The following is a 19,353-nucleotide window of genomic DNA, read 5'->3' as shown; positions in this document are numbered from 1 at the left end:
CTAGCGAGCCGCCACGGTTGGAGATCGCGCGCTGTTCTGGGTTGCTTCGCTGCGCTCGCAATGACGACGGACGCATGGCGAAATGAGGCGCCAGCATCGATCAGCGCCAAAACTTTCCTGTCATCTAGCGATTGGCGGCATGCTATGCCGGTTGCAAACCGGAGCGCGAAACAATGGTCTCCCGACCGGCCCATCTCGACGCCGCCTCCTTGCGCATCCTCGAACGCCTGCAGCAGGACAGCGAGATCAGCATCGCCGACCTCGCCGAGCAGGTCGGGCTGTCCACCTCGCCGTGCTGGCGCCGGGTCAACGACCTGAAGGAGGCCGGGATCATCCGGGGCTGCGTCGCGGTGGTGGATCCGATGAGCCTCGGGCTTGCGGTGAACGTCTTCGTCCACGTCTCGCTGGAGAAGCAGACCCAGGCCGCCCTCCAGGCCTTCGACGAGGCGGTGCGCAGCCGCCCGGAGGTGATGGAATGCTACCTGATGAGCGGCGAGGCCGACTACATGCTGCGGGTCGTGGTGGAGGATCTCGGCCAGTACCAGCGTCTGGTGCTCGACCACCTCACCCGCATCCCGGGGGTGGCCAATATCCGCTCCAGCTTCGCGCTCGGCCAGGTGAAGTACACGACGGCGCTGCCGCTCGGGCACCTGACCCGATGACCGGGTCGTTCGCTGGATAGGAGTGTTCAGAGTTTCCCAGCGGCGCCGGACTGGACCGGCCGCATCACGCTGAAGGAAGAATGGTGGAGCCTAACGGGATCGAACCGATGACCTCTTCCATGCCATGGAAGCGCTCTCCCAGCTGAGCTAAGGCCCCACTTGTCCGCCGCGGTTTGGGTCCCGCGGGGTCTCGCCGTCCGGGTTGCGTCCGGCGACGCCGGTTCTATAGGCGGCTCGTGACGCGGACTCAACCCCTTTTTTTCGGGATTCTTCGCCGGGACGCCGGCCCCTCTCCGACTCTGCGCAGGGTCTTCGAAGGGACGGCGCTGACGGGATTCAGCTCTCTTCGTCGGTTTCGATATCGCCGTCGATCAGGTCGGAGACGTCGTCGCCGGAATCCTCCTCCTCGAGGAAGGTGTCGTCCTCGGCGGATTCGCCGTCTTCGTCGCCGGCCTCGTCCTCGGGCGTGGGATCCGCCTCGTCCTCGGCGGCCTCGACCTCGTCGAGCGAGACCAACTCCGGACCCTTCTCGTCCGTCTCATCCTCGTCGTCGGCCTCAGGCCCCCGCGCCAAGGCGGGCGCCGCCACGCGGCTCGCCGCCGCCTGGTAGGCCGCGCCGCATTTCGGGCAGGTGGCGGGATCGCGGGCGAGGTCATAGAACTTCGCGCCGCAACTCATGCATTGGCGCTTCATGCCAAGTTCGGGTCGGGCCACGGGCGGACACCTCGTCATCTCTGCTGTCTTCGGAAGACGGGCCCGTTAGTCGCGGCCCCAGCCCCTGTCAATCGAGCCGCAGGACCCCGTTTTCGAAGCGCCGCCGGGCGGGCGCGATGGATGACGCGGGCCGATGCGCGTGTTAACCGCGCCGCCAGTTCACGGTCCGATTGTAGCCCCGCGGCGCCCCCGCGCGAGGCGCCGGATCCCGGCCCACCTGAGATTCCCGAACGGACGCCCCGTGTCGCACGATTCGCCTCCCCAGCCCCTCACCGCCGCCCCCGGCGCGCCGCTCACCGGGCGCCTGCGTCCGCCGGGCGACAAGTCGATCTCGCACCGGGCCATGATCCTGGGGCTGCTGAGCCAGGGCGAGACCCGGGTCGAGGGGCTGCTGGAGGGCGACGACGTGCTGCGCACCGCCGCCGCCGCGAAGGCGCTGGGTGCCGGGGTCGAGCGCCTCGGCGAGGGACGCTGGGTGGTGCGCGGGGTCGGCGTCGGCGGCCTCACCGATCCGACCGAGGTGCTGGATTTCGGCAATGCGGGAACCGGCTCCCGGCTGATGATGGGCGTGGTCGGCGGCCAGCCGGTCACCGCGACCTTCGACGGCGACGCGTCGCTGCGCTCGCGCCCGATGCGCCGGATCCTCGACCCGCTCACCCGCATGGGCGCGCAGGTCCTGTCCGAGGCCGAGGGCGGGCGCGTGCCCCTGACCCTGCGCGGTCTGAACGAGGCGATCCCGATCACCTACGAGACGCCGGCGGCCTCGGCGCAGATCAAGTCCGCGGTGCTGCTCGCGGGCCTCAACGCGCCCGGCACCACCACCGTGATCGAGGCGGCCGCCACCCGCGACCACACCGAGCGGATGCTGCGCCTGTTCGGCGCCGAGGTCCGGGTCGAGCCGCACGGGCCCGGCGGCCACGGCCGCAAGATCTCGCTCACCGGCCAGCCGACCCTGCGCGGGACCGACGTGGTGGTCCCGGCCGATCCGTCCTCGGCGGCCTTCCCCCTGGTGGCGGCGCTGATCGTGCCCGGATCCGACGTGGTGATCGAGGGCGTGATGATGAACCCCCTGCGGACCGGGCTGATCACAACCCTTCTGGAGATGGGCGCGCAGATCGAGCGCGTGGCCGAGCGGGAGGAGGGCGGTGAGACCGTCGCCGACCTGCGGGTCCGCGCCAGCCGTCTCACCGGCGTCGACGTCCCGCCCGAGCGGGCGCCCGCGATGATCGACGAGTACCCGGTGCTCGCGGTTGCCGCGAGCTTCGCCCAGGGCCGGACCCGGATGAACGGCCTGCACGAGCTGCGGGTCAAGGAATCTGACCGCCTCGCGGCCGTGGCGGCGGGCCTTGCCGCCAACGGCGTTCGCCACAGCGTGGAGGGCGACGACCTCGTGATCGAGGGCGACGGCACGGCGGCGCCCGGCGGCGGCACGGTGGCGACCCATCTCGATCACCGGATCGCCATGGCGTTCCTGGTGATGGGGCTCGCCACGAAGGCGCCGGTCACGGTGGACGATGGCGCGATGATTGCCACGAGCTTCCCCAGCTTCCTGCCGTCCATGCAGGCCCTCGGCGGCCGGATCGGGGCTTGACCATCATGCCGCTCGTCATCGCGATCGACGGCCCGGCCGCCTCGGGCAAGGGTACGCTGGCCAAGCGCCTGGCCGACCATTACCGGCTGCCGCATCTCGACACGGGCCTCCTCTACCGCGCGGTGGCGCTGGCCCTGATCGATGCCGGCCTGTCCCTGGACGATCCGGAGGCCGCGTCCCGGGCCGCCCACGCCCTCGACGCCGACAGGCTGGACGATCCGCGCCTGCGCGACCGCGCCATGGGCGAGGCGGCCTCGCGGATCTCGGCGGTGCCCGAGGTCCGCGCCGCGCTGCTGGCCTGGCAGCGGCGCTTCGCGGCCGACCCCCAGGGTGCGGTGCTGGACGGGCGCGACATCGGCACGGTGGTGTGTCCGGACGCCGACGTGAAGCTGTTCATCACGGCCTCCTCCGAGGAGCGGGCGCGCCGCCGTCACCGGGAGCTCTCCGGGCGCGGCGAGGCGGCGACCTTCGCGGCGATCCTCTCCGACATCGAGGCCCGCGACGCCCGCGACGCCTCGCGCGCCGCTGCACCGCTGCGCATGGCCGACGACGCGGTCCGTCTCGACACGACGGCCCTCGACCCGGATGCCGCCTTCGACGAGGCCCGGGGCATCGTCGAGCGCGCCCGCTGCGACGGGGACTAGGCGCCACCCACAACCCCGTGTTGACCCTCCGGCCCCGCTCACCTATTGCGAACGCGCCGTCCCCGCGCGGCCGCCCCAGGGCGGTTCCCGGACGCGAGCGCGTAGCTCAGCTGGTAGAGCAACGGACTTTTAATCTGTAGGTCCTGGGTTCGAGTCCCAGCGCGCTCACCACTTTTACCAGCAAATACAGCAACTTAGTTGGATAAGATGCTGTGACCATCCCCGGATTGTGTCCAAGGATTGGGGTGCTGTGTCCAAACCCCCTCAGGCGACCCCGGGACCGAACAGGTTGGCCCGGGTCTCTTTCCAGCACTCCTCGAGCTTTCGCATGCCGTTGATCGCGAGTCGGCGCTTGTTCACGTCGCGGCTGTAGTGCCGCACCATCTGCTCGGACATCTCGACGATCGCCGAGACCTCGGCCTCGGTGTTGCCGGCCTCCAGGAGCATGTTCACGGCGTTTTTGCGCAGGCCGTGGAACACGAAGGCGCCGTCGCGCAGGGTCTTCATCGCGGTCGCCTTGGCCGCGCTGACCTGGGCCGGGCCGCCCTTGCTGGTCTTGGATGTGATCTCGCGCTGCCAGGCCGTGCGGTAGGCTGCCAGCGTCCACGGCGCGCCGTCCTCGCGCAGGTGCAGAGCCGGGTGCTCGATGTGCGTCCGGGTCAGGATCTCGCGGTATTCCGAGTGGATCGGGACGAACACCTCGGCACCGGTCTTCCGGGCGATCAGCTCAATCGCGTTGGCGCCCGGCGCCGGCCGCAGCATCGTCACGACATCCACCGAGCGCTGGCCGGTGTAGAGCGCCGAGTAGACCGGCAGGTGTAGCCCCGGGCGGGCGTGCTCAAAGAACGCCTCGAATGCCTTGTCGGACCACGGCTTGTGCGGCTCGACCTCGTGCTCGACCTTCTCGGTGATGCGGGCGACGTTGCTGGTGCAGTAGCCGCGAGCGCCGCCGAACGAGAGCAGCTTTGACAGGACGGCCCGGAAATATCGGGCGCCGGAAGGCGTGCCGGACCGCAGGTCGATCGCCTCCTGGGCGGCCACAGATGTGAGCGCGGCCACGGGCTCGGAGCCCCAGGCGTCCGCAATCGCCTTCAGGTGGCGGTCGTAGTCGCGTTTGGTGAGGTCGGCGAGGCCGCCATAGGCCGGGTGTGCCTTGTAGGCGGTGATCAGCGCGTCGAAGGTCTTGCGGTCGGCATGTCGGTCGATACGATGGAGCGGCTGCGCGCGACGATCGCGGGGCTGGCCGCGGCGGACGCCCGGTCCGCTCTGATCCAATCCCGCAGCCAGATGTTCTGCTGCATCCAGGAAGCCCGCATCACTGCGGCGACCACCTACACCAGCCGCAACGAGGTGGACCGGGTGCTCGGCCTCGTGGCGGCCGCCTTCGATATCTCCCAGGGCGCGGCGGCAGATGCCGGCGATGCTGCGGGCTACCGGGCGCTGGTTGGGCTCCGCGCCGCTATGGTTCGGGACCTCACCGACCGGTCTCGCCCGCTGCCGAAGCTCGTGACCTACACCTTCGGACGTGTACGCTCGTCGCTCACCCTGGCACAGCGCCTGTATGGCGACGCCACCCGGGCCGACGAGATCATCGCCGAGAACGAGATCGTCCACCCCCTCTTCGCCCCGCGCGCCGGGCGCGCGCTGTCGGCCTGAGGAGTCGCGATGCCGAAGCCGACGGAGGTCGCCGAGATCGCGGTCAACGGTCAGCGGTACTCGAACTTCGAGACCGTGAGCGTGTCCCGGTCCGGCGTCGATCCCTTCCCGAAGTTCGCCTTCACGGCGGCCTCGCCGATTGAGAGCGCGCCGAACTGGGCGGGCATGAAGCTCGGCATCGGCGACGAGTGCGAGGTGATCCTCGGCGGGCGGCAGGCCATCTCGAGGGGCCGTATCACGGGTCGGCAGCCGGCCTACGACGCGCAGCAGCACGGTCTGCAGATCGTCGGCACGACCAACTCGGCTACCGTGGTCCGGGCCACGGTCGATCACAACAAGGGGGAGTTCAAGGGCTACAAGCTCTCGCAAATCGCGAACGCGGCGCTGAAACCCTACGGGACCAAATTCTCGACCAAGGGCGACACGGCCGGCATGGACCAGCCCTTCGAGAAGGTCGCGGTCCAGTTCGGCGAGACGGTGTTCGCGTTCATCGAGCGCCTCTGCCGGATGCGGAACGCCTACATCCTCTGCGACAAGAGCGGGGACCTCGTCGGCTACCGGCTCGACAATGCGGTGAAGACGATCGCGGACCTCCAGGAGGGTCGCAATATCCTCGCCGCCTCGGCCAACTTCAATTACGAGGGCGCGCTCAGCGAAATCCAGACGCAGGGCCAGCGCCCGGGCAATGACCAGCGCTTCGGTGACGCGGCGCGCGACCAGTCCGCGACCGTCAAGAACTCGTCGGTGAAGCAGCACGTGCCTCTGGTGTTCGCGGCCGAGATGCCGGGCGACCAGGCTGAAATGCGCATGCGGGCGCAGCACGAGAACGGCTACAACCTCGCGGACCAGCTGACGGTGCAGATCACCGTGCAGGGCTGGTTCCGGGACGAGAGCAGCCTCTGGCTCGAGCACGTCGGTGATCCGGTTTCGGTCTATTCGCCCATGCTGTTCACGAACGATCGGCTCAACCTCGCCATCCAGGCGGTGAACTCGACCCAGGGGCCGGCCGGCACGCTCTCGCAGCTGACCCTGGTCTTGCCGGGCGCCTACAACGGCGGCGATCAGGTGCAGACCGGCGGCACCCCGCCCGGCCTCTATGGTGCCGCATGAACCGCACGACGACGCGCACATCGGGCGACCGCGTGGTGGCGAGCCTCTCCCGGGCCATCATCACGAAGATCAACGACACGCCCTTCATGCAGGAGCTCGGCGTCCGGGTCCGAGACCAACAGAACCTGACCGATGTCGAGCATTGGCACTCGGCCGGCGTCACGCACTACCCGATGCCGCCGGACGCGAAGGGCGCGGCCGAGATCATCCTCGCCACGCTGACCGGCAACAATTCGCATCCGATCGCGCTGCCTGCCGCGGACCGCCGATATCGTCCGAACGGGATGAAGCCCGGCGACACGTCGGTGACCGACGCCAACAAGCAGACGATCCACCTGGGTCAGGTCAGCGTGGTGCTGGACAGCCCAAAGCGCTTCGACCTGCGGGTGACTGCGGACCAGGGGGCAGGGAAGGCGAAGAACCAGGGCGCCAACCTCACGGCCGAGAAGAAGCCGTCGACCACGATCACCGGCAAGGCGGCGGGCACGCTCGCCACGACCTCGACTGCGGCCACCACCGTCACCGGCAAGAACGTCACGGTCACCGCCGGCACGAAGCCAGATGCCGCGGGAGCCGCCGAGCTGAACAACCAGCTGAAGGGCCTTGCCGCCCGGGTCGCGCAGGCCGAGAAGAACCTGCACGGCCTGTTTGACGTGACCTCGAAGCTTCGGGAAATCGCGCAGACCATGATCCCGGGCCTGGCGGCCCTAGCGCCAATCCTGAATCAGGCCCCGGATGGGCTCCAGGCAATGGCGGGTGCGATCGAGGGTAAGGCGCAGGCCTACCTGCAGCAGCAGATCCAGCAGGCCCTGCAGATGTTCATGAGCCCGAACCTCGCCGGGCTCGCGAGCGTCCTGAGCGGCAACGTCGAGGGCCTGATAGCGCAGGCGCAGGGGCAGATCGCGAGCCTCATCGCCGCCAATCCGGTCGCAGGGCAGGTAGACGGCTTGCTGTCGCGGATCGAGGCTCTTAGCGATGCTCCGCTGCCCCCGGACGTGGCTGGCGCGGCGATGGCAGCGCTCCAGGCGCAGGTGGACTACCTGGCCCGGCAGAACCCCGTCGTCGGTCAGATCGCGCAGCTGCGCGATCTGCTCTCGACCCTGACCAATCAGGCCGGCCCGGGGCTGGGCTTTCTCGCCCCGCAGCAGCGGCTGGTCCAAGGCCTGATCCGCTCGATGCACTTCAGCCAAAGCTGAGGACACGCTTGCCCGAGAACATCCTCGTCCATTCCCGCCGCGCGGTGACGCGCGAGTGGCTTCTGACCTCCGTGGATCAGCGCGATCCGTCGCTCGACCTCGTCGATTGCGTGGTGGTCGCGCTGGGGACCGACCGGCTGGCCCGCGGCGACGACGAACTGCCGGTATCTGGCGATAAGGATCGCCGGGGCTGGTGGGGCGATCTGGACGCTTCCGGCATCCGCGATGGCTGGCCGATCGGCTCGCGCTTGTGGCTGCTCCAGCGGGTGACAATCACCGGCGCCGAGGCGCGCCAGGGCAGCACGGTGGCCCGCGCCGAGGACTACACCCGGGAGTGCCTCCAACCCTTCGTCCAGAAGGGCGTGGCGTCCCGGCTCAGCGTGGTCGGCGAGCGGCTCAAGGTCGAGGGCATCGACGTGAAGGCGACCCTCTATCGCGGCGACCTGCCGGCGATCGAGCTTCGCTACGCGACGCTGTGGAACGGGATCAGGGCCTGACGCATGCCGCTTGAGATCCCTACGCTCGCGGAGACCCGAGCGCTCAGCCGCGATGCCGTCATAGAAGCGCTCCGCGTCGGCGCGCTGCCCGGCAATTGCCCCGCCGGCATCCTCGCCGACGACAACGGCGCGCTCGCGTTCCTGGTGCTGCAGTACATTTTCCGCCAAGCGGACGAGTATCTACCGGACCGCGCCGGCGAGCAGATGTTGCAGCGCTGGGCCGATATCTTCCTGCCGGGCGGCCGGAAGGCGGCGACCTACAGCGTCCTCAGGGCAACCCTGTCCGGGCCCGCCGGCACGGTCGTTCCGCAAGGCACGCAGTTCAGCCAGGGAGGCCTGCTGTTCCAGTCCACGGCTGCGGTGACGCTGGGCGGCACGGACGTCGCTACCACGCTCACCGTGCGCGCACTCACCTCGGGCATCGTCGGCAACCTATCGAACGACAGCGCCCTCTCGCTCATCGCCGCAATTTCCGGTGTCACCGCGTCTGCGACCGTGATTGGGATTGTGAGCTACGGCGTCGACATCGAGAGCGTCGACAGCCTGCGCGACCGCGTGCTGTTCCGTATCCGCAAGCCGCCGATGGGCGGCGATGCCGACGACTACGTGGCCTGGGCACGCGAGGTTCCGGGTGTCACCCGTGCCTGGGCCGCGCCGCACGAGGTCGCGCTCGGCACGGTGACGATCCGGTTCATGATGGACGACTTGCGGGCGTCGCTCGGCGGCTACCCAATCCAGTCCGATTGCGACGCGGTGGCGGCTCACATCGCTACCGTGCGGCCGATCACCGTCTCGGACATATATGTGGTGCCGCCCGTGCCGCAGCCGGTTAATCTCGCGATCGGCAATCTGTCTCCCAACACCCCGTCCACCCGGGCGGCGGTCCTGGCGAGCCTGTCGGCCATGATCAAGCAGCGCGCCGCGCCGGCCCGGGCTGTGAACGGCGCGCTCCAGCCGAGTCAGACGATCTACGCGGCTTGGCAGTCCGAGGCGATCTCGGCTGCTGAGGGTGTGGACTATTTCGACTTGTCGACGAGCGATGCGGTTATGGCGAACGGCGGCCGCATGGCGACGCTCGGGTCGGTGGCCTTCATCTGATGGCGGACCCGTTCGTTCGCCGCTCGGCCGACGACTACGCCGAGGCTTTCCAAGATCTGCATCCGGTCGGCCCGGCTTGGCCTCGGGCTGAAGCGCCGGCGTCGGACGACACGGCGCCCCGGGGCGATGACGAGGCGCTCTCCGATCTGACGCGTGGGCTCGCCAAGGTATGGGGCAACAAGGTCGACGCCCGCGCGGCTGACCTGCTCTTCATCGAGACGGATCCGCGGCAAACTTACGAGCTGCTTACAGACTGGGAGCGTGCATTCGGCCTTCCGGATCCATGCAGCACCGAGGCGCCAAACTTGGCTCTCCGGCGTGAAGCGCTGATTCGCAAGCTGACGATGGTTGGGCGTCAGGACCGGCAGTTTTTCATCGATCTCGCGGCGGGGCTTGGGTACCAGATCCGCATCTACGAGTATCGGCCGGTCGTCTGCGGCGAAACCCGCTGCGGCGACACGCGGCCGGCAGGGCGTCTCGTCTACACCTACGCGCGATGCGGCAGCGCGCGATGCGGCGTCGATCCCATCCTGAAGATCGACCTCAGCGGCGGCGACGACTGGGTGTGGCGCCTCGGCGCCCCGAATATTCGGTTCATCTGGCGCGTCTCAATCCTCAACACCGCCCTGCGCTGGCAGCGTGGCGGTGTGGCCGAGTGCGGCGTCGATCATCACTGCGAGTTCGGCCTCGCTACCGATCTTGAGTGCGTGATCCGGCGACTGGCGCCCGCGCACACCCAGGTCCTCTTCGATTATTCACAGGTGGCGATCGGCAATGGATAGACTCCCTCCGTTCGACAAGATTGGCGCGCTGCCGGTCCCGGATCACCAGAATGCTGATCCGGCAAGCTCCAATCCGGGCTCCATCGTCAACGCTCTGATTTTCAACCAACTGCAGCGCGAGGGCGTCAACCTCGAGCTGCTGGCGGGGCTGACCCCGGACAGCGCCAACCTGTTCCAGTGGACGCAGGCCGTATCCCGCGGTGGCATCTGGGTCGATGAGTTGACCGGGACCGGCGATCTCGCTGTGGCCACCTTGGATGCTGTGCTTCCTGCATTCCTGCGGGGCATGCGCCTCGGCGGCGTGGCGGCTGCACCCAACACGATCACGACCCCGAAGCTGCGGGTGATGAACCTCAGCTCGACCGGCGCTTACGTCGATTTTCCGATCCTCAAGGAGGACGGCTCGGCCCTCGGCGTGGGAGACATCAAGGCCGGCCGCCGCTACCGCTTCGAGGCGGACGGCGCTGGCAATGTCGTCATCACAGGCGCCGGTCTCAGCGCGCCGTCTGTCGTCGCGCAATCTCCGGTCGGCCGAGGGCTTTTCTCGAAGCAGGCTGCAGGCAGCTATACCTGGAAGGTGCCGTCGGTTGCGGCGGGCGATCCCTACGATGTCTTCTGGGTGCTCGGCACCTGCGTCGGCGCGGGCGCGGGCGGGTCGGGCACGTCAACATCGGGCACGCAAGCCGGTGCGGGCGGTGGCGGCGGCGGCGCGGCCTTCGGCTGGATTCCGGTCACGCCAGGTCAGAACATCCCCTACGTGGTCGGCGGCGCCTCACTCGGCGTCGGCTATGCGGGCAATTCCGGCAACGGCGGCACTTCGTCGATCAGCTCGATCATGCAGGCGACCGGCGGCCGCGGCGTCAGCAACAACGGCAACGCTGGCGGCGCCGGCGGCGTCGGCACGGGCGGCCAGGTCAACATCGCGGGCGGCTGCGGCAACGATGCCCCCGTCGGGACGGCCAACTATCCGGGCGGCTTCGGCGGCAGCTCCCTGCTCGGCGGCGGCGGCCGCACCGGCGTGATCGGCGTGGCGGGTGTCGCCCCCGGCACCGGCGGCGGCGGCGGCTACACGACCACCTACACCCAGGCCGGCGGCAACGGCGCCGATGGCTACGTCTCCTTCCAATACTGAGGCGCGCGATGACAACGAAGTTATGGGCTTGGCACCCTGATGGTGTCGTCGACGAAGTGGTCGAGCTCCCCAGTGATTGGGTGCCTGGGCGCGACATCTACACGCCCGAATACGCGGCTGACCTGACCGATGTCACCGGTGTTTCCCCGCAGCCCTCCGCGGGCTGGACGACGGCTGACGGCGGCAAGACTTTCATGGAGCCCGCCCCTGCTCCGACGCCCGTACCCGCAGCCGTGTCGAGCGCGCAGGCCAAGATCCAGCTTCTGCGCACGCCCGGCTCCGCCGACGACAAGACGCTGCTCGACGACGTGATGGCCGATGTCCAGAAGGCGGGCGGCGAGGTGGCGATCTGGTTTTCCGACGCCCGGACGTGGGAGCGCGCCAATCCATACGTCGCCCAGCTCGGCAAGAGCCGGAAGCTGAAGGACGCCGACATCGACGCGCTGTTCGTCGCCGCTGCGCAGATCGCGGCTTAGCGCGCGTCGAGGGCCGCCCGTGACCCAGATCCTCAACCTCCCGCTTCTCACGTTCCCGGTCTCGATCGCGAACAACGAGGACTGGACCGACGCTTGGGCTTACCTCGACGTTTCGTCGAACCCGATTTCGCTGGCGGGTCTGACGCTGACGATGATGATGCGCGCGCGGGCGACCGATCCGACCGCCCAGATCGTCGCCGCGAGCGTCTCCGGTATCGTGAACGGCCTGCCTCAAAACGGCTCGATCTCATCCGGAGGCGCCGGCCTGAACGTCGTCGCGCTCGCGATCCCGAAGGCGACCGTCGCCCGGCTCTCCCCTGGGGACTACGTCTTCGAGGTCCAGGCTACCGGTGACGGCCTGACCCGAACCATCGCGGCCGGTCCCGTCACGGTCGAAGCTGGGGTTGTGCGATGATCTCTGGCGCGATTGTTGTTCTGCGGCCAGCCGCACAGAACGTCGCCCCCGGGGTCGCGCTTCCGGCCGGCCCGGCGGGGCCACCGGGCAAGGGCGAGAAGGGTGACAAGGGCGCGGACGGGCTCGTGCGGTCCTTCGCCGGCGTGTCCAAGCCCGACATCGCGCTGTCCGATGTTGTTGCCACCGCCGATGACGCCGCGGCCGGCAGCGCTACAACGGGGCTCATGACCCCCGACCTGACCCGCCGCCACGTCGCCGCCTCGATCGCCGCCACCGCAGCCGGCACCATCGGCGGCGCGATCGCGGGCAAGCTCAGCTCGACGGACCTGCCGACCACGAAATTCGCAACTGCGACCGGCCAGGCTCAGCGCAGCGCACTTGATCGGTTCACGGACGCGGTCTCGGTGCTGGATTACGTTCAGTCCGGCGACACCGACTACGCGCCGGCATTCACGCGCGCGATCGCAACGGGCAAACTGGTGCGGGCGCCGAAGCTCGGGGCCGGGTACGACATCAACAGCCAGGTCACGGTTCCGTCAGGCGCTCACATCCATTTCGAGGGCACGAGCAGCGTCCGCTCGACCTCGGCCTCATCCGTTTTTCGGCTGACCGGCTACGACATCGCCTCTTCGATCAGTGGCGGCGCGATCTTCGACATGAGGAACGCACCGGCCGGATCTTCGGCGCTCCGCTTCGGGACAGGGTCAGGCGTCGTCTACCGCGTCGCTCTGCGGGACCTGCGCTTCCAGAACTGCTTCAGCGCCGTCGACTGCGAGCCCCACGCTACGAACTACGTCGTCGATATCGAGACGCGCAATCTTGTCGCCGAGCTGACCCGCGGGCGTCAGTTCTACATCATTCGCTCGCGCGGGTTCTTCACGGTCGACATGCGGGTCGATCACACCCGCAATACCAGTCAGGTGACGTGGGAGGGGATCCGGCTCGAAGATGTCGCGGGTCTGGATATTGACCGCATGGATGTGGTCGGTCCCTCGACCGACACGGTGCCGACCGTGACCTATCAAGACAGTGCGATCGCGATTGTGATCGCCAACCCGAGCAACGGCCCCGTCGCCAGCGTCTACAACAACGGTCGGATCCTCGTGGATTCAGTTCGCGGTCCTGGTGTTTTGCTTTCCTACATCGCGAACTTCATCGGCGGGCATATCCAGGTTTATGCCGCGCTTGGGCAAGCCGTGCGTGGCCAGAACTGCTCGGACTTCAACACGTCGATCAGCGTCGTCGGGATGAAGGGGAATGCGGCCGCCATCGGGTCTCCGGCGGTGCAGTTCGACAACTCCCAGCGAATCCGCGGCTTCGCTGGCGTCCAGAACAGCCCGGCCGCCGGTTTGTACATGAACGCCTGCACCGACTGCGCGCTCGACGTGTTGAGCACCGGTAACACGGGCTATGGCGCAGTCGAAAGCGGCGCGCGCAACCGGCTGACCGGGACGATGCGCGGGACAGGCGGCTCGTTCAGCATCTCGGGCACGGGGTCCGTGGCGACAAACTACTACGCGAACGACAACGCGTTCCATCTCGGCCCGACGTCCGGGGCCGTAGCCTAGGCCACGAAGCGCCTCGCCGCTTCGCCTTCCTCCTCCTCCACCGCTCTAACCGAACCTGCTCGCCGGGAGCGCCATGACGCGTGACGTACCGATCGAGATCCGGCGGGGGAACGACGACCCCGCTGTGATCTGGGAGTTCGCCAACGCGGACGGGACCCCGGCCAACCTTGCGGGGTCGGTGTTCGAGCTCGTCGTGGCGTGGCCGGCTGTGCCGTACTCGGCTGCGGCCGGTCCGCAGCCCGGGGGCGAGATCGCGCACAGCTCGGACGCAGTGCTGGGCGACGGCATGCTGACGATCGACGTCGCGGCCGGCCGGGTGACTTGGCCCTACACCATCGCGGAATCGGACCTGATCCCGCGCGGCCAGGGCCCGCGCTACGCCCTGCGCCGCGTGATCGGTGGCAAGACCCGCGACTGGGCCGGCGGTCCGGTCACCGTCCGGAGCTTCCTGCCATGAGCGCCTGCTGCGACGGGCCGTTCCGGGTGCGCGTTCTCAGGCCGGCCGAGCCCGGCATCGTGCGCGTGGTCGTACCCGGGCCGATGGGCGGCGACGGGCCTCCAGGCGCGTCGGCCCAGGGCAATCGATCCGAGACCGCCATCCAGGCCGCCGTAGCGCTCGGCGGCCACAAGGTCGTGCGGGGAACGCCTGAAGGGGCGGTCTACGCCTCGGCCGCCATCCTCTCCGACCTCGGCACGGTCATCGGCGTCACGACCGGTGCGGCCGCGGCCGATGCCGACGTGGCGGTCGTCTCGTCTGGAGCGATCGACGAACCGTCCTGGGCCTGGCTGCCCGGCCCGGTGTGGCTCGGCCTCGACGGCGATCTCACGCAGACCCCGCCGGCCGGGGCCTTCGTCTAGCAGATCGGTGTCGCGGTGGGTCCGACGCGCCTGATCGTGTCCCTCGGCCCTCCGATCCGAACCCTCTGAGGAGCGCACGATGCCCGGCGACAAGTACCTCTACAACAACGCAGGCACGGTGACGGAGAAGACCTCCGTGCAGGCCAGCGCTGGCGCGGCCGACGCCGGCAAGATCCCGGCGCTCGACGCGACCGGCCGGTTCGACACCAGGATGATGCCGAGCGGCATCGGCGCCGACACCAAGACGATCGCGGCCTCGGAGGCGCTCGCGGCCGGCGACCTCGTGAACATCTGGAGTTCGTCGGGCGCGAAGGTTCGGAAGGCCGACGCCTCTGTGGCCGGCAAGGAGGCCCACGGCTTCGTGCTCGCTTCGGTCGCGAACGGCGCGAACGCGACCGTCTATTTCGAGGGCGCGGACACGCAGGTCTCCGGGCTCATCCCGGGCCCGGTTTTCCTGTCCGCCGCCACGCCGGGAACCGCCACCTCCACGGCGCCGTCCGGATCCGGCTAGGTCGTCCAGCGTGTCGGCTTCGCGGTCGCGGCCACGGAGCTGAACTTTCAGTCCCAGCCGCCGATCGTCCTGGCGTAACCGGCGATGGTCGCGCGCAACCCGCTCGTCGTCGTCGATGGCACCGTCAAGGAACTGTCCGGCGGCGACACGACCCCCGGCATGCTTCCGGGCGGCGGCACTGCGGGGCAGGTGCTGACCAAGACCGGCGGCGCCGCCTATGCCGCCGCCTGGGCTGATCCTGCCGGCGGCGGCCCCGGCGGCGGCCTCACCGAGGCGCAGGCCAGCGCGATCGCGCGCCGCGCCGCCATCCTCTACGCTGTGAGGTAGGCCGTTGCCCCAGTCCCAAGCCCGGCTCGCGCCGGCGCAGTATGCGTTCGCGACGGCCCAGAAGCAGATCGCCTTCGCGGGCGTGCCCGGGTTCACGATCGATGGCTTGGTCCTGGTGGTGAACGCCGCCTCGGGCAAGGTCATCTTCGACCCGCAGGACAGCAGCGGCGCGCTCGGCGGCACGGCCTCGGGCAGCACCGTGACCCTGGCCTACGACACCACGCCGATGTCGGCCGCCGATCGCCTGGTGGTCATCTACAACAGCCTCGAGCGCGACGATCAGCTCTTCACGTTCTCGCCGACCACGACCGGGCCGCTGGCCGCAATGGCGGTCAAGGGCTTCATGTCGGCGATGGTCGATATCCGGTCCTCGACCGGCTGCTCGAGCAACCTGGAGGGTACGGTCGACAACACGCAGTGGAAGGCGATCAAGGGCCAGCTGCCGAACCTCGACAGCAACACCGGCGACACGAATTTCAACGAGGGCAAGCCGTTCAACATGCGGCAGTGTGATGTCACGCCCTACCGCCTGATCCGCTTCAACGTGACCTCGATCGCCGCCGGCAGCCCGGCGATCAACATCCTCCTCAAGACCGTCCCGGCCCCGCCCCGGCTGTTCATCGCCAACGGCGGCAGCCTGGTCGCCAACTTCGATAGCGGCGGATCGGTCGGCTACGTCCGGCAGACCAGCCTCTACACCGAGACGTTTCGTGGGGCGCTCACCGCGGACCAGGTCGTCACCGGTGCCGCCCGGCAAGCGAATGGCCAGCCGAATCCCTACTACTCCCGCTTCGGCGCCACGGTGGTCTCGGACCAGTCCGGCTCGCTGCAGATCCAGGCCTCCACCGATGGCACGAACTGGATCACGGTGGCGACCCAGGCAGTCGTCGGCGGCACGCCGTTCGATCTCGAGGTGAAGGTCCGGGCCGCGTTATACCGGGCGGTCTTCACCAACGGCGGCACCGCCACCGGCGCCAACGCCTTCTCGCTGCTTTCTGCGTTCTGCGGCGCCTGATCGGAGGCCAGCATGACCGTCCGCCTCAACGGCATGGAGATACTGACCGAGGGCGGCCTCCGGCAGGCCAACCAGCAGATGCTCCCGGGCCTGACGATCACCGGCACCGGCGAGATGGCGCTCCCGTCGAAGCTGGCGATCCCGGGCAACACGCTCACGCCCTGCACGCGGCTGCGGCTCGTGCAATACGGGATCTCCAGTTCGGTCGGCCTGCTGCCGACGATTACGCCCCGGATCCGGCTCGGCGGCGTGCTGCTGCTGCCGGCACGCGCGATCAGCGGCCTGCTCGGGGCGAGCGACGTGCCCTGGTATTCGGTGGCCGACTTTCTGGTGCTCCAGGGCGCGATCACCGGCGCCGGGATCCTGTTCGTCGACGACAATCAGGTGCGGCTCTTCGGCGGCAAGCCCGTGGTGCCGCCCGATCTGTCCGTGGCCCAGGATCTGACCTCGTCGGCGCAGTGGAGCACGACGGGCAACTCGATCATTTGCCAGGCCTGGATCGCCAACATCACGCCGCCAGCCGCCTGACCTCTGCAACATCGGGGTCGCCCATGACCCGCATCCCCGCGGCGCTGGCGCTCGCCTGCGCGCTCCTGATCTCGACCGCAGCCGATGCCCGGCCCCGCCGCCGCGGCCCCTGCGTGCCTGTCTTCATCGACGGCGCCGGCACGATCTGGATCTGCGGCGCCCGGTCCTGCGCGCGCTGAGAGCGCGACCCTTCACCCCAGGAGCACCACCATGCCGACACCCGCAGCCACGGCGGCAGCGTTCGCGCGCGCGCGCGCCTCCGACTTCAAGGGCCGGGCCGTCCGGCTCGCTGATCTCGACCTGCCGGCGGCGGGGCATCTGATCGGCGTCGGCGAGGACGAGCTCCACGCGGTGCTGGAGGTCGAGACGGCCGGCGGCGGCTTCGACAAGCAGGGCCGGCCGAAGATGCTGTTCGAGCCCCACGTCTTCTACCGGAACCTCGTCGGATCCGACCGCGCCCACGCCGTGCAGATCGGGATCGCCTATGAGAGGTGGAAGGCAGGCGGCTACCCGGCCGACAGCTACCCGCGCCTGGCCTCCGCGCTCAACATCAACGAGACGGCCGCGCTGAAGGCCGCGTCCTGGGGGCTCGGGCAGATCCTCGGCGAGAACTTCGTGGCTGCGGGCTACGACAGCCCGCAGCAGATGGTGGTCGCCTTCATCGACGGCGGCGAATCCGAGCAGCTGCAGGCGATGGTCCGGTTCATCAAGGCCAACCACCTCGACGACGAGCTGCGTGCGCACAACTGGGCGGCCTTCGCCCGGGGCTACAACGGCGCCAGCTACGCGCAGCACGGCTACCACACCAAGCTCGCGGCGGCCTTCGCGAAGTGGTCGAAGATCAAGGACACGCCCTGGTCGCCGCCGCAGGATGCGGTCGGCAAGCCGGTGCCGATCCCGCCGGTCTCGGTCGCCCCGCTGCCGCCGCCGGTCTTCGCGCCGGCGCCGCGGAACAGCGGCTCGCCCGCGCTGGCGGCCCCTGCCCCCGCGCCCACGCCGGCCAAACCCGGTTTCTGGGCCGCAGCGCTCTCGCGGCTGCGCACCGCCTACCCGAAGAAGGAGGGCTGACCCATGGCCAGCGGCATCATCGGCACCATTCTCGGCGGCGTCCTGACAGGCGGCGCCGGTCCGGCGCTCGGCGCGGGAATCGGCGCGGCCATCCCGAGCATCGCCGAGATCGCCCGGGTGATCGTGGATCGGACCATCCCGGACCCGCAGAAGAAGGCGGAGGCTCAGGCCGAGATCGAGCAGGCGCTCGCTACCCGCGAGGCCGCGGTCGCCGCCGCGATCCAAGCCCAGAACGAGCAGCAGAACGCGATCAACCTGGCCGAGGCGCAGGGCAATGACCGGTTCTCTTCGCGGTGGCGGCCGACGCTCGGCTGGGCGTGCGTGGCGGCCTTCGTCTACCAGTTCCTGGCCGCGCCCCTGGTGACGTGGCTCGGAGCGATCCTCGGCGTCGCGCTCGGCATCGCCTTCCCCGCGCCGCCCACCATCGTCGTGTCGGACTTCATGCCGGTGCTGATCGGCATGCTCGGGCTGGGCGCCATGCGCACCTACGAGCGGACGACAGGCGTGCCGGGGGCCGTGCCCGCCCCGCAGACGGCGCGGCGCTGAGCCGGGATGCGCGCGCCATGGCCGCCGCCCTCGAAGCTGTCACGCAGCCCCCCGCCTTCCTACGGTTCCAGGATCACGAGGCCATGATGCCGGAAGGCCAGAAGAGCCAGGACGAGGCCGCCTGGACCAAGATGCAGGTCGACGTCGCGGTCTCGGCGACGAAGCTCGACGCGGTCCAGTCCGACGTGCGCGGAATCCGGGAGGACCTCCGCAACGTCTACGCCACCAAGACCGAACTCAAGGACGTGGTCGACGACGTGTCCAAGCTGAAGGACCACGTCGGCTGGCTCGTGAAATCCGTGCTCGGCGCCATCGTGCTGGCGATCGTCGGGCTCGTCCTGTCGAAGGGCGGGGTGCCGCACTGATGCCCCCCAAACCGGAACCCATGCAGGTCACGATGCTCCCCGAGGTGGACCGTACCGACGAAATCTATGCCCGCGCCATCGAACTCGCCTACGGCCCATCCAAACGGCAAGCCCGCCTGCAGCTCGTGCTCAATGGGCTCTACTACAGCACGCTCCTGTTCGTGGTCGGCTGGATCTTCGCCATGGCGATCGACCGCGATCCCCCGGTTCGTCAGGTCTCCCGGGAGATCGTCAACCCGAGCAAGCAGGTCCACGCCGGCGAGCGGCTGCTGATCCGCGGCGTCCGCGAGCGATCGCGCTCGTGCGAGATCACCCGCCGTTGGTGGCTGGTGGACGGTGCAGGTCGGCGCTTGGATTACGAGGCCGAGCGCTTCGACGCCTACGGCCCGCTGGGGCGCGAGGAAGAGGTGATCGGCCCGTTCATCCCGCTCGATGCCATGCCCGGCCGCGGACGGCTCCTCGGCGTGGTGGCCTACGATTGCAACCCGCTGCAGCGGGCACTCGGATGGTCGATCACGACGATCCTGGTGCCCCTGGAGTTCGAGATCCTGCCGCGGGCGCCGGCGCCGTGAACTGCGCGCCCCCGGGCCAGGA

26 protein-coding genes and 2 tRNA genes are annotated in these 19,353 nt (G+C 69.2%); 25 read left to right on the top strand and 3 right to left on the bottom strand.

Annotated elements, in window-relative coordinates; all coding sequences use genetic code 11:
* Positions 1 to 173: 173 nt before the first annotated feature.
* Positions 174 to 662: an Lrp/AsnC family transcriptional regulator gene (locus LGR69_RS15845; RefSeq protein ID WP_007564896.1), complete on the top strand. Its 489-nt coding sequence runs from the start codon at positions 174 to 176 to the stop codon at positions 660 to 662.
* Between the two features lie 81 nt (positions 663 to 743).
* On the opposite strand, the gene LGR69_RS15840 is transcribed toward LGR69_RS15845, so the two are convergent.
* Positions 744 to 819 (bottom strand) — tRNA-Ala (locus tag LGR69_RS15840).
* A 179-nt stretch (positions 820 to 998) separates the two neighbouring features.
* Entirely contained in the window at positions 999 to 1,376 is a 378-nt protein-coding gene (locus LGR69_RS15835) for a TIGR02300 family protein (protein ID WP_007564915.1), read from the bottom strand.
* A gap of 241 nt (positions 1,377 to 1,617) precedes the next feature.
* Between LGR69_RS15835 and aroA the strand changes: the two genes are divergently transcribed.
* The 3 genes from aroA to LGR69_RS15820 all read left to right on the top strand — a co-directional run bounded on the left by aroA (position 1,618) and on the right by LGR69_RS15820 (position 3,782).
* Positions 1,618 to 2,967, top strand: coding sequence for a 3-phosphoshikimate 1-carboxyvinyltransferase (gene aroA, locus LGR69_RS15830; RefSeq protein WP_230366605.1), 1,350 nt, complete (start codon positions 1,618 to 1,620; stop codon positions 2,965 to 2,967).
* A 5-nt stretch (positions 2,968 to 2,972) separates the two neighbouring features.
* Positions 2,973 to 3,611 carry a (d)CMP kinase gene (gene cmk, locus LGR69_RS15825; RefSeq protein WP_230366713.1) on the top strand — a complete coding sequence of 213 codons (639 nt, stop codon included), beginning with the start codon at positions 2,973 to 2,975 and terminating at the stop codon, positions 3,609 to 3,611.
* Positions 3,612 to 3,706: 95 nt separating this feature from the next.
* Positions 3,707 to 3,782, top strand: a tRNA-Lys gene (locus LGR69_RS15820).
* Positions 3,783 to 3,875: 93 nt separating this feature from the next.
* Here the strand turns inward: LGR69_RS15820 and LGR69_RS15815 are convergent.
* Entirely contained in the window at positions 3,876 to 4,886 is a 1,011-nt protein-coding gene (locus LGR69_RS15815) for a site-specific integrase (protein WP_230366604.1), read from the bottom strand.
* Positions 4,887 to 4,898: 12 nt separating this feature from the next.
* Here LGR69_RS15815 and LGR69_RS15810 point away from each other — a divergent pair, with 12 nt between their 5' ends.
* From LGR69_RS15810 to LGR69_RS15710, 21 genes are all read left to right on the top strand, one after another.
* Entirely contained in the window at positions 4,899 to 5,267 is a 369-nt protein-coding gene (locus tag LGR69_RS15810; RefSeq protein WP_230366603.1) for a hypothetical protein, read from the top strand.
* Between the two features lie 9 nt (positions 5,268 to 5,276).
* On the top strand, positions 5,277 to 6,377 hold the full coding sequence (locus tag LGR69_RS15805) for a phage baseplate assembly protein (RefSeq protein ID WP_230366602.1): 1,101 nt from the start codon (positions 5,277 to 5,279) through the stop codon (positions 6,375 to 6,377).
* Positions 6,374 to 7,573, top strand: coding sequence for a phage baseplate assembly protein domain-containing protein (locus tag LGR69_RS15800; protein ID WP_230366601.1), 1,200 nt, complete (start codon positions 6,374 to 6,376; stop codon positions 7,571 to 7,573). The genes LGR69_RS15805 and LGR69_RS15800 overlap by 4 nt, the downstream gene beginning before the upstream one ends.
* A gap of 8 nt (positions 7,574 to 7,581) precedes the next feature.
* Positions 7,582 to 8,070, top strand: coding sequence for a phage GP46 family protein (locus LGR69_RS15795; RefSeq protein WP_230366600.1), 489 nt, complete (start codon positions 7,582 to 7,584; stop codon positions 8,068 to 8,070).
* A gap of 3 nt (positions 8,071 to 8,073) precedes the next feature.
* Entirely contained in the window at positions 8,074 to 9,168 is a 1,095-nt protein-coding gene (locus LGR69_RS15790; RefSeq protein ID WP_230366599.1) for a baseplate J/gp47 family protein, read from the top strand.
* Positions 9,168 to 9,950 carry a YmfQ family protein gene (locus LGR69_RS15785; RefSeq protein WP_230366598.1) on the top strand — a complete coding sequence of 261 codons (783 nt, stop codon included), beginning with the start codon at positions 9,168 to 9,170 and terminating at the stop codon, positions 9,948 to 9,950. The genes LGR69_RS15790 and LGR69_RS15785 overlap by 1 nt, the downstream gene beginning before the upstream one ends.
* Positions 9,943 to 11,082: a hypothetical protein gene (locus LGR69_RS15780; RefSeq protein WP_230366597.1), complete on the top strand. Its 1,140-nt coding sequence runs from the start codon at positions 9,943 to 9,945 to the stop codon at positions 11,080 to 11,082. Before LGR69_RS15785 ends, LGR69_RS15780 begins: the two co-directional genes overlap by 8 nt.
* 8 nt (positions 11,083 to 11,090) lie before the next feature.
* Positions 11,091 to 11,558 carry a hypothetical protein gene (locus LGR69_RS15775; RefSeq protein ID WP_230366596.1) on the top strand — a complete coding sequence of 156 codons (468 nt, stop codon included), beginning with the start codon at positions 11,091 to 11,093 and terminating at the stop codon, positions 11,556 to 11,558.
* Positions 11,559 to 11,577: 19 nt separating this feature from the next.
* Positions 11,578 to 11,973, top strand: coding sequence for a hypothetical protein (locus LGR69_RS15770; protein WP_230366595.1), 396 nt, complete (start codon positions 11,578 to 11,580; stop codon positions 11,971 to 11,973).
* Positions 11,970 to 13,541 (top strand): hypothetical protein, encoded by a 1,572-nt coding sequence (locus tag LGR69_RS15765; protein ID WP_230366594.1) that lies wholly within the window; start codon positions 11,970 to 11,972, stop codon positions 13,539 to 13,541. Before LGR69_RS15770 ends, LGR69_RS15765 begins: the two co-directional genes overlap by 4 nt.
* A 73-nt stretch (positions 13,542 to 13,614) precedes the next feature.
* A complete protein-coding gene (locus LGR69_RS15760; RefSeq protein ID WP_230366593.1) occupies positions 13,615 to 13,998 on the top strand; it encodes a hypothetical protein in 384 nt (127 codons plus the stop codon).
* Positions 13,995 to 14,399, top strand: coding sequence for a hypothetical protein (locus tag LGR69_RS15755; protein WP_230366592.1), 405 nt, complete (start codon positions 13,995 to 13,997; stop codon positions 14,397 to 14,399). Before LGR69_RS15760 ends, LGR69_RS15755 begins: the two co-directional genes overlap by 4 nt.
* Before the next feature lie 79 nt (positions 14,400 to 14,478).
* Positions 14,479 to 14,910 (top strand): hypothetical protein, encoded by a 432-nt coding sequence (locus tag LGR69_RS15750; RefSeq protein ID WP_230366591.1) that lies wholly within the window; start codon positions 14,479 to 14,481, stop codon positions 14,908 to 14,910.
* 84 nt (positions 14,911 to 14,994) lie between these two features.
* Entirely contained in the window at positions 14,995 to 15,237 is a 243-nt protein-coding gene (locus tag LGR69_RS15745; RefSeq protein ID WP_230366590.1) for a hypothetical protein, read from the top strand.
* 4 nt (positions 15,238 to 15,241) lie between these two features.
* A complete protein-coding gene (locus LGR69_RS15740; RefSeq protein ID WP_230366589.1) occupies positions 15,242 to 16,252 on the top strand; it encodes a hypothetical protein in 1,011 nt (336 codons plus the stop codon).
* A 12-nt stretch (positions 16,253 to 16,264) separates the two neighbouring features.
* Positions 16,265 to 16,780 carry a hypothetical protein gene (locus LGR69_RS15735; RefSeq protein WP_230366588.1) on the top strand — a complete coding sequence of 172 codons (516 nt, stop codon included), beginning with the start codon at positions 16,265 to 16,267 and terminating at the stop codon, positions 16,778 to 16,780.
* Between the two features lie 23 nt (positions 16,781 to 16,803).
* Entirely contained in the window at positions 16,804 to 16,959 is a 156-nt protein-coding gene (locus tag LGR69_RS15730; protein ID WP_230366587.1) for a hypothetical protein, read from the top strand.
* 31 nt (positions 16,960 to 16,990) lie between these two features.
* Positions 16,991 to 17,848, top strand: coding sequence for an N-acetylmuramidase family protein (locus tag LGR69_RS15725; protein ID WP_230366586.1), 858 nt, complete (start codon positions 16,991 to 16,993; stop codon positions 17,846 to 17,848).
* A gap of 3 nt (positions 17,849 to 17,851) precedes the next feature.
* Entirely contained in the window at positions 17,852 to 18,394 is a 543-nt protein-coding gene (locus LGR69_RS15720) for a 3TM-type holin (protein ID WP_230366585.1), read from the top strand.
* A gap of 17 nt (positions 18,395 to 18,411) precedes the next feature.
* On the top strand, positions 18,412 to 18,759 hold the full coding sequence (locus LGR69_RS15715) for a hemolysin XhlA family protein (RefSeq protein ID WP_230366584.1): 348 nt from the start codon (positions 18,412 to 18,414) through the stop codon (positions 18,757 to 18,759).
* On the top strand, positions 18,759 to 19,331 hold the full coding sequence (locus LGR69_RS15710; RefSeq protein ID WP_230366583.1) for a hypothetical protein: 573 nt from the start codon (positions 18,759 to 18,761) through the stop codon (positions 19,329 to 19,331). Before LGR69_RS15715 ends, LGR69_RS15710 begins: the two co-directional genes overlap by 1 nt.
* Positions 19,332 to 19,353: the final 22 nt, after the last annotated feature.

Origin of the sequence: Methylobacterium brachiatum (genome assembly GCF_020523825.1) — a bacterium.
GTDB classification, from domain to species: Bacteria; Pseudomonadota; Alphaproteobacteria; order Rhizobiales; family Beijerinckiaceae; genus Methylobacterium; species Methylobacterium brachiatum.
The sequence above is the reverse complement of the archived record's forward strand: the minus strand, read 5'-3'. Positions and strand labels throughout refer to the sequence as shown.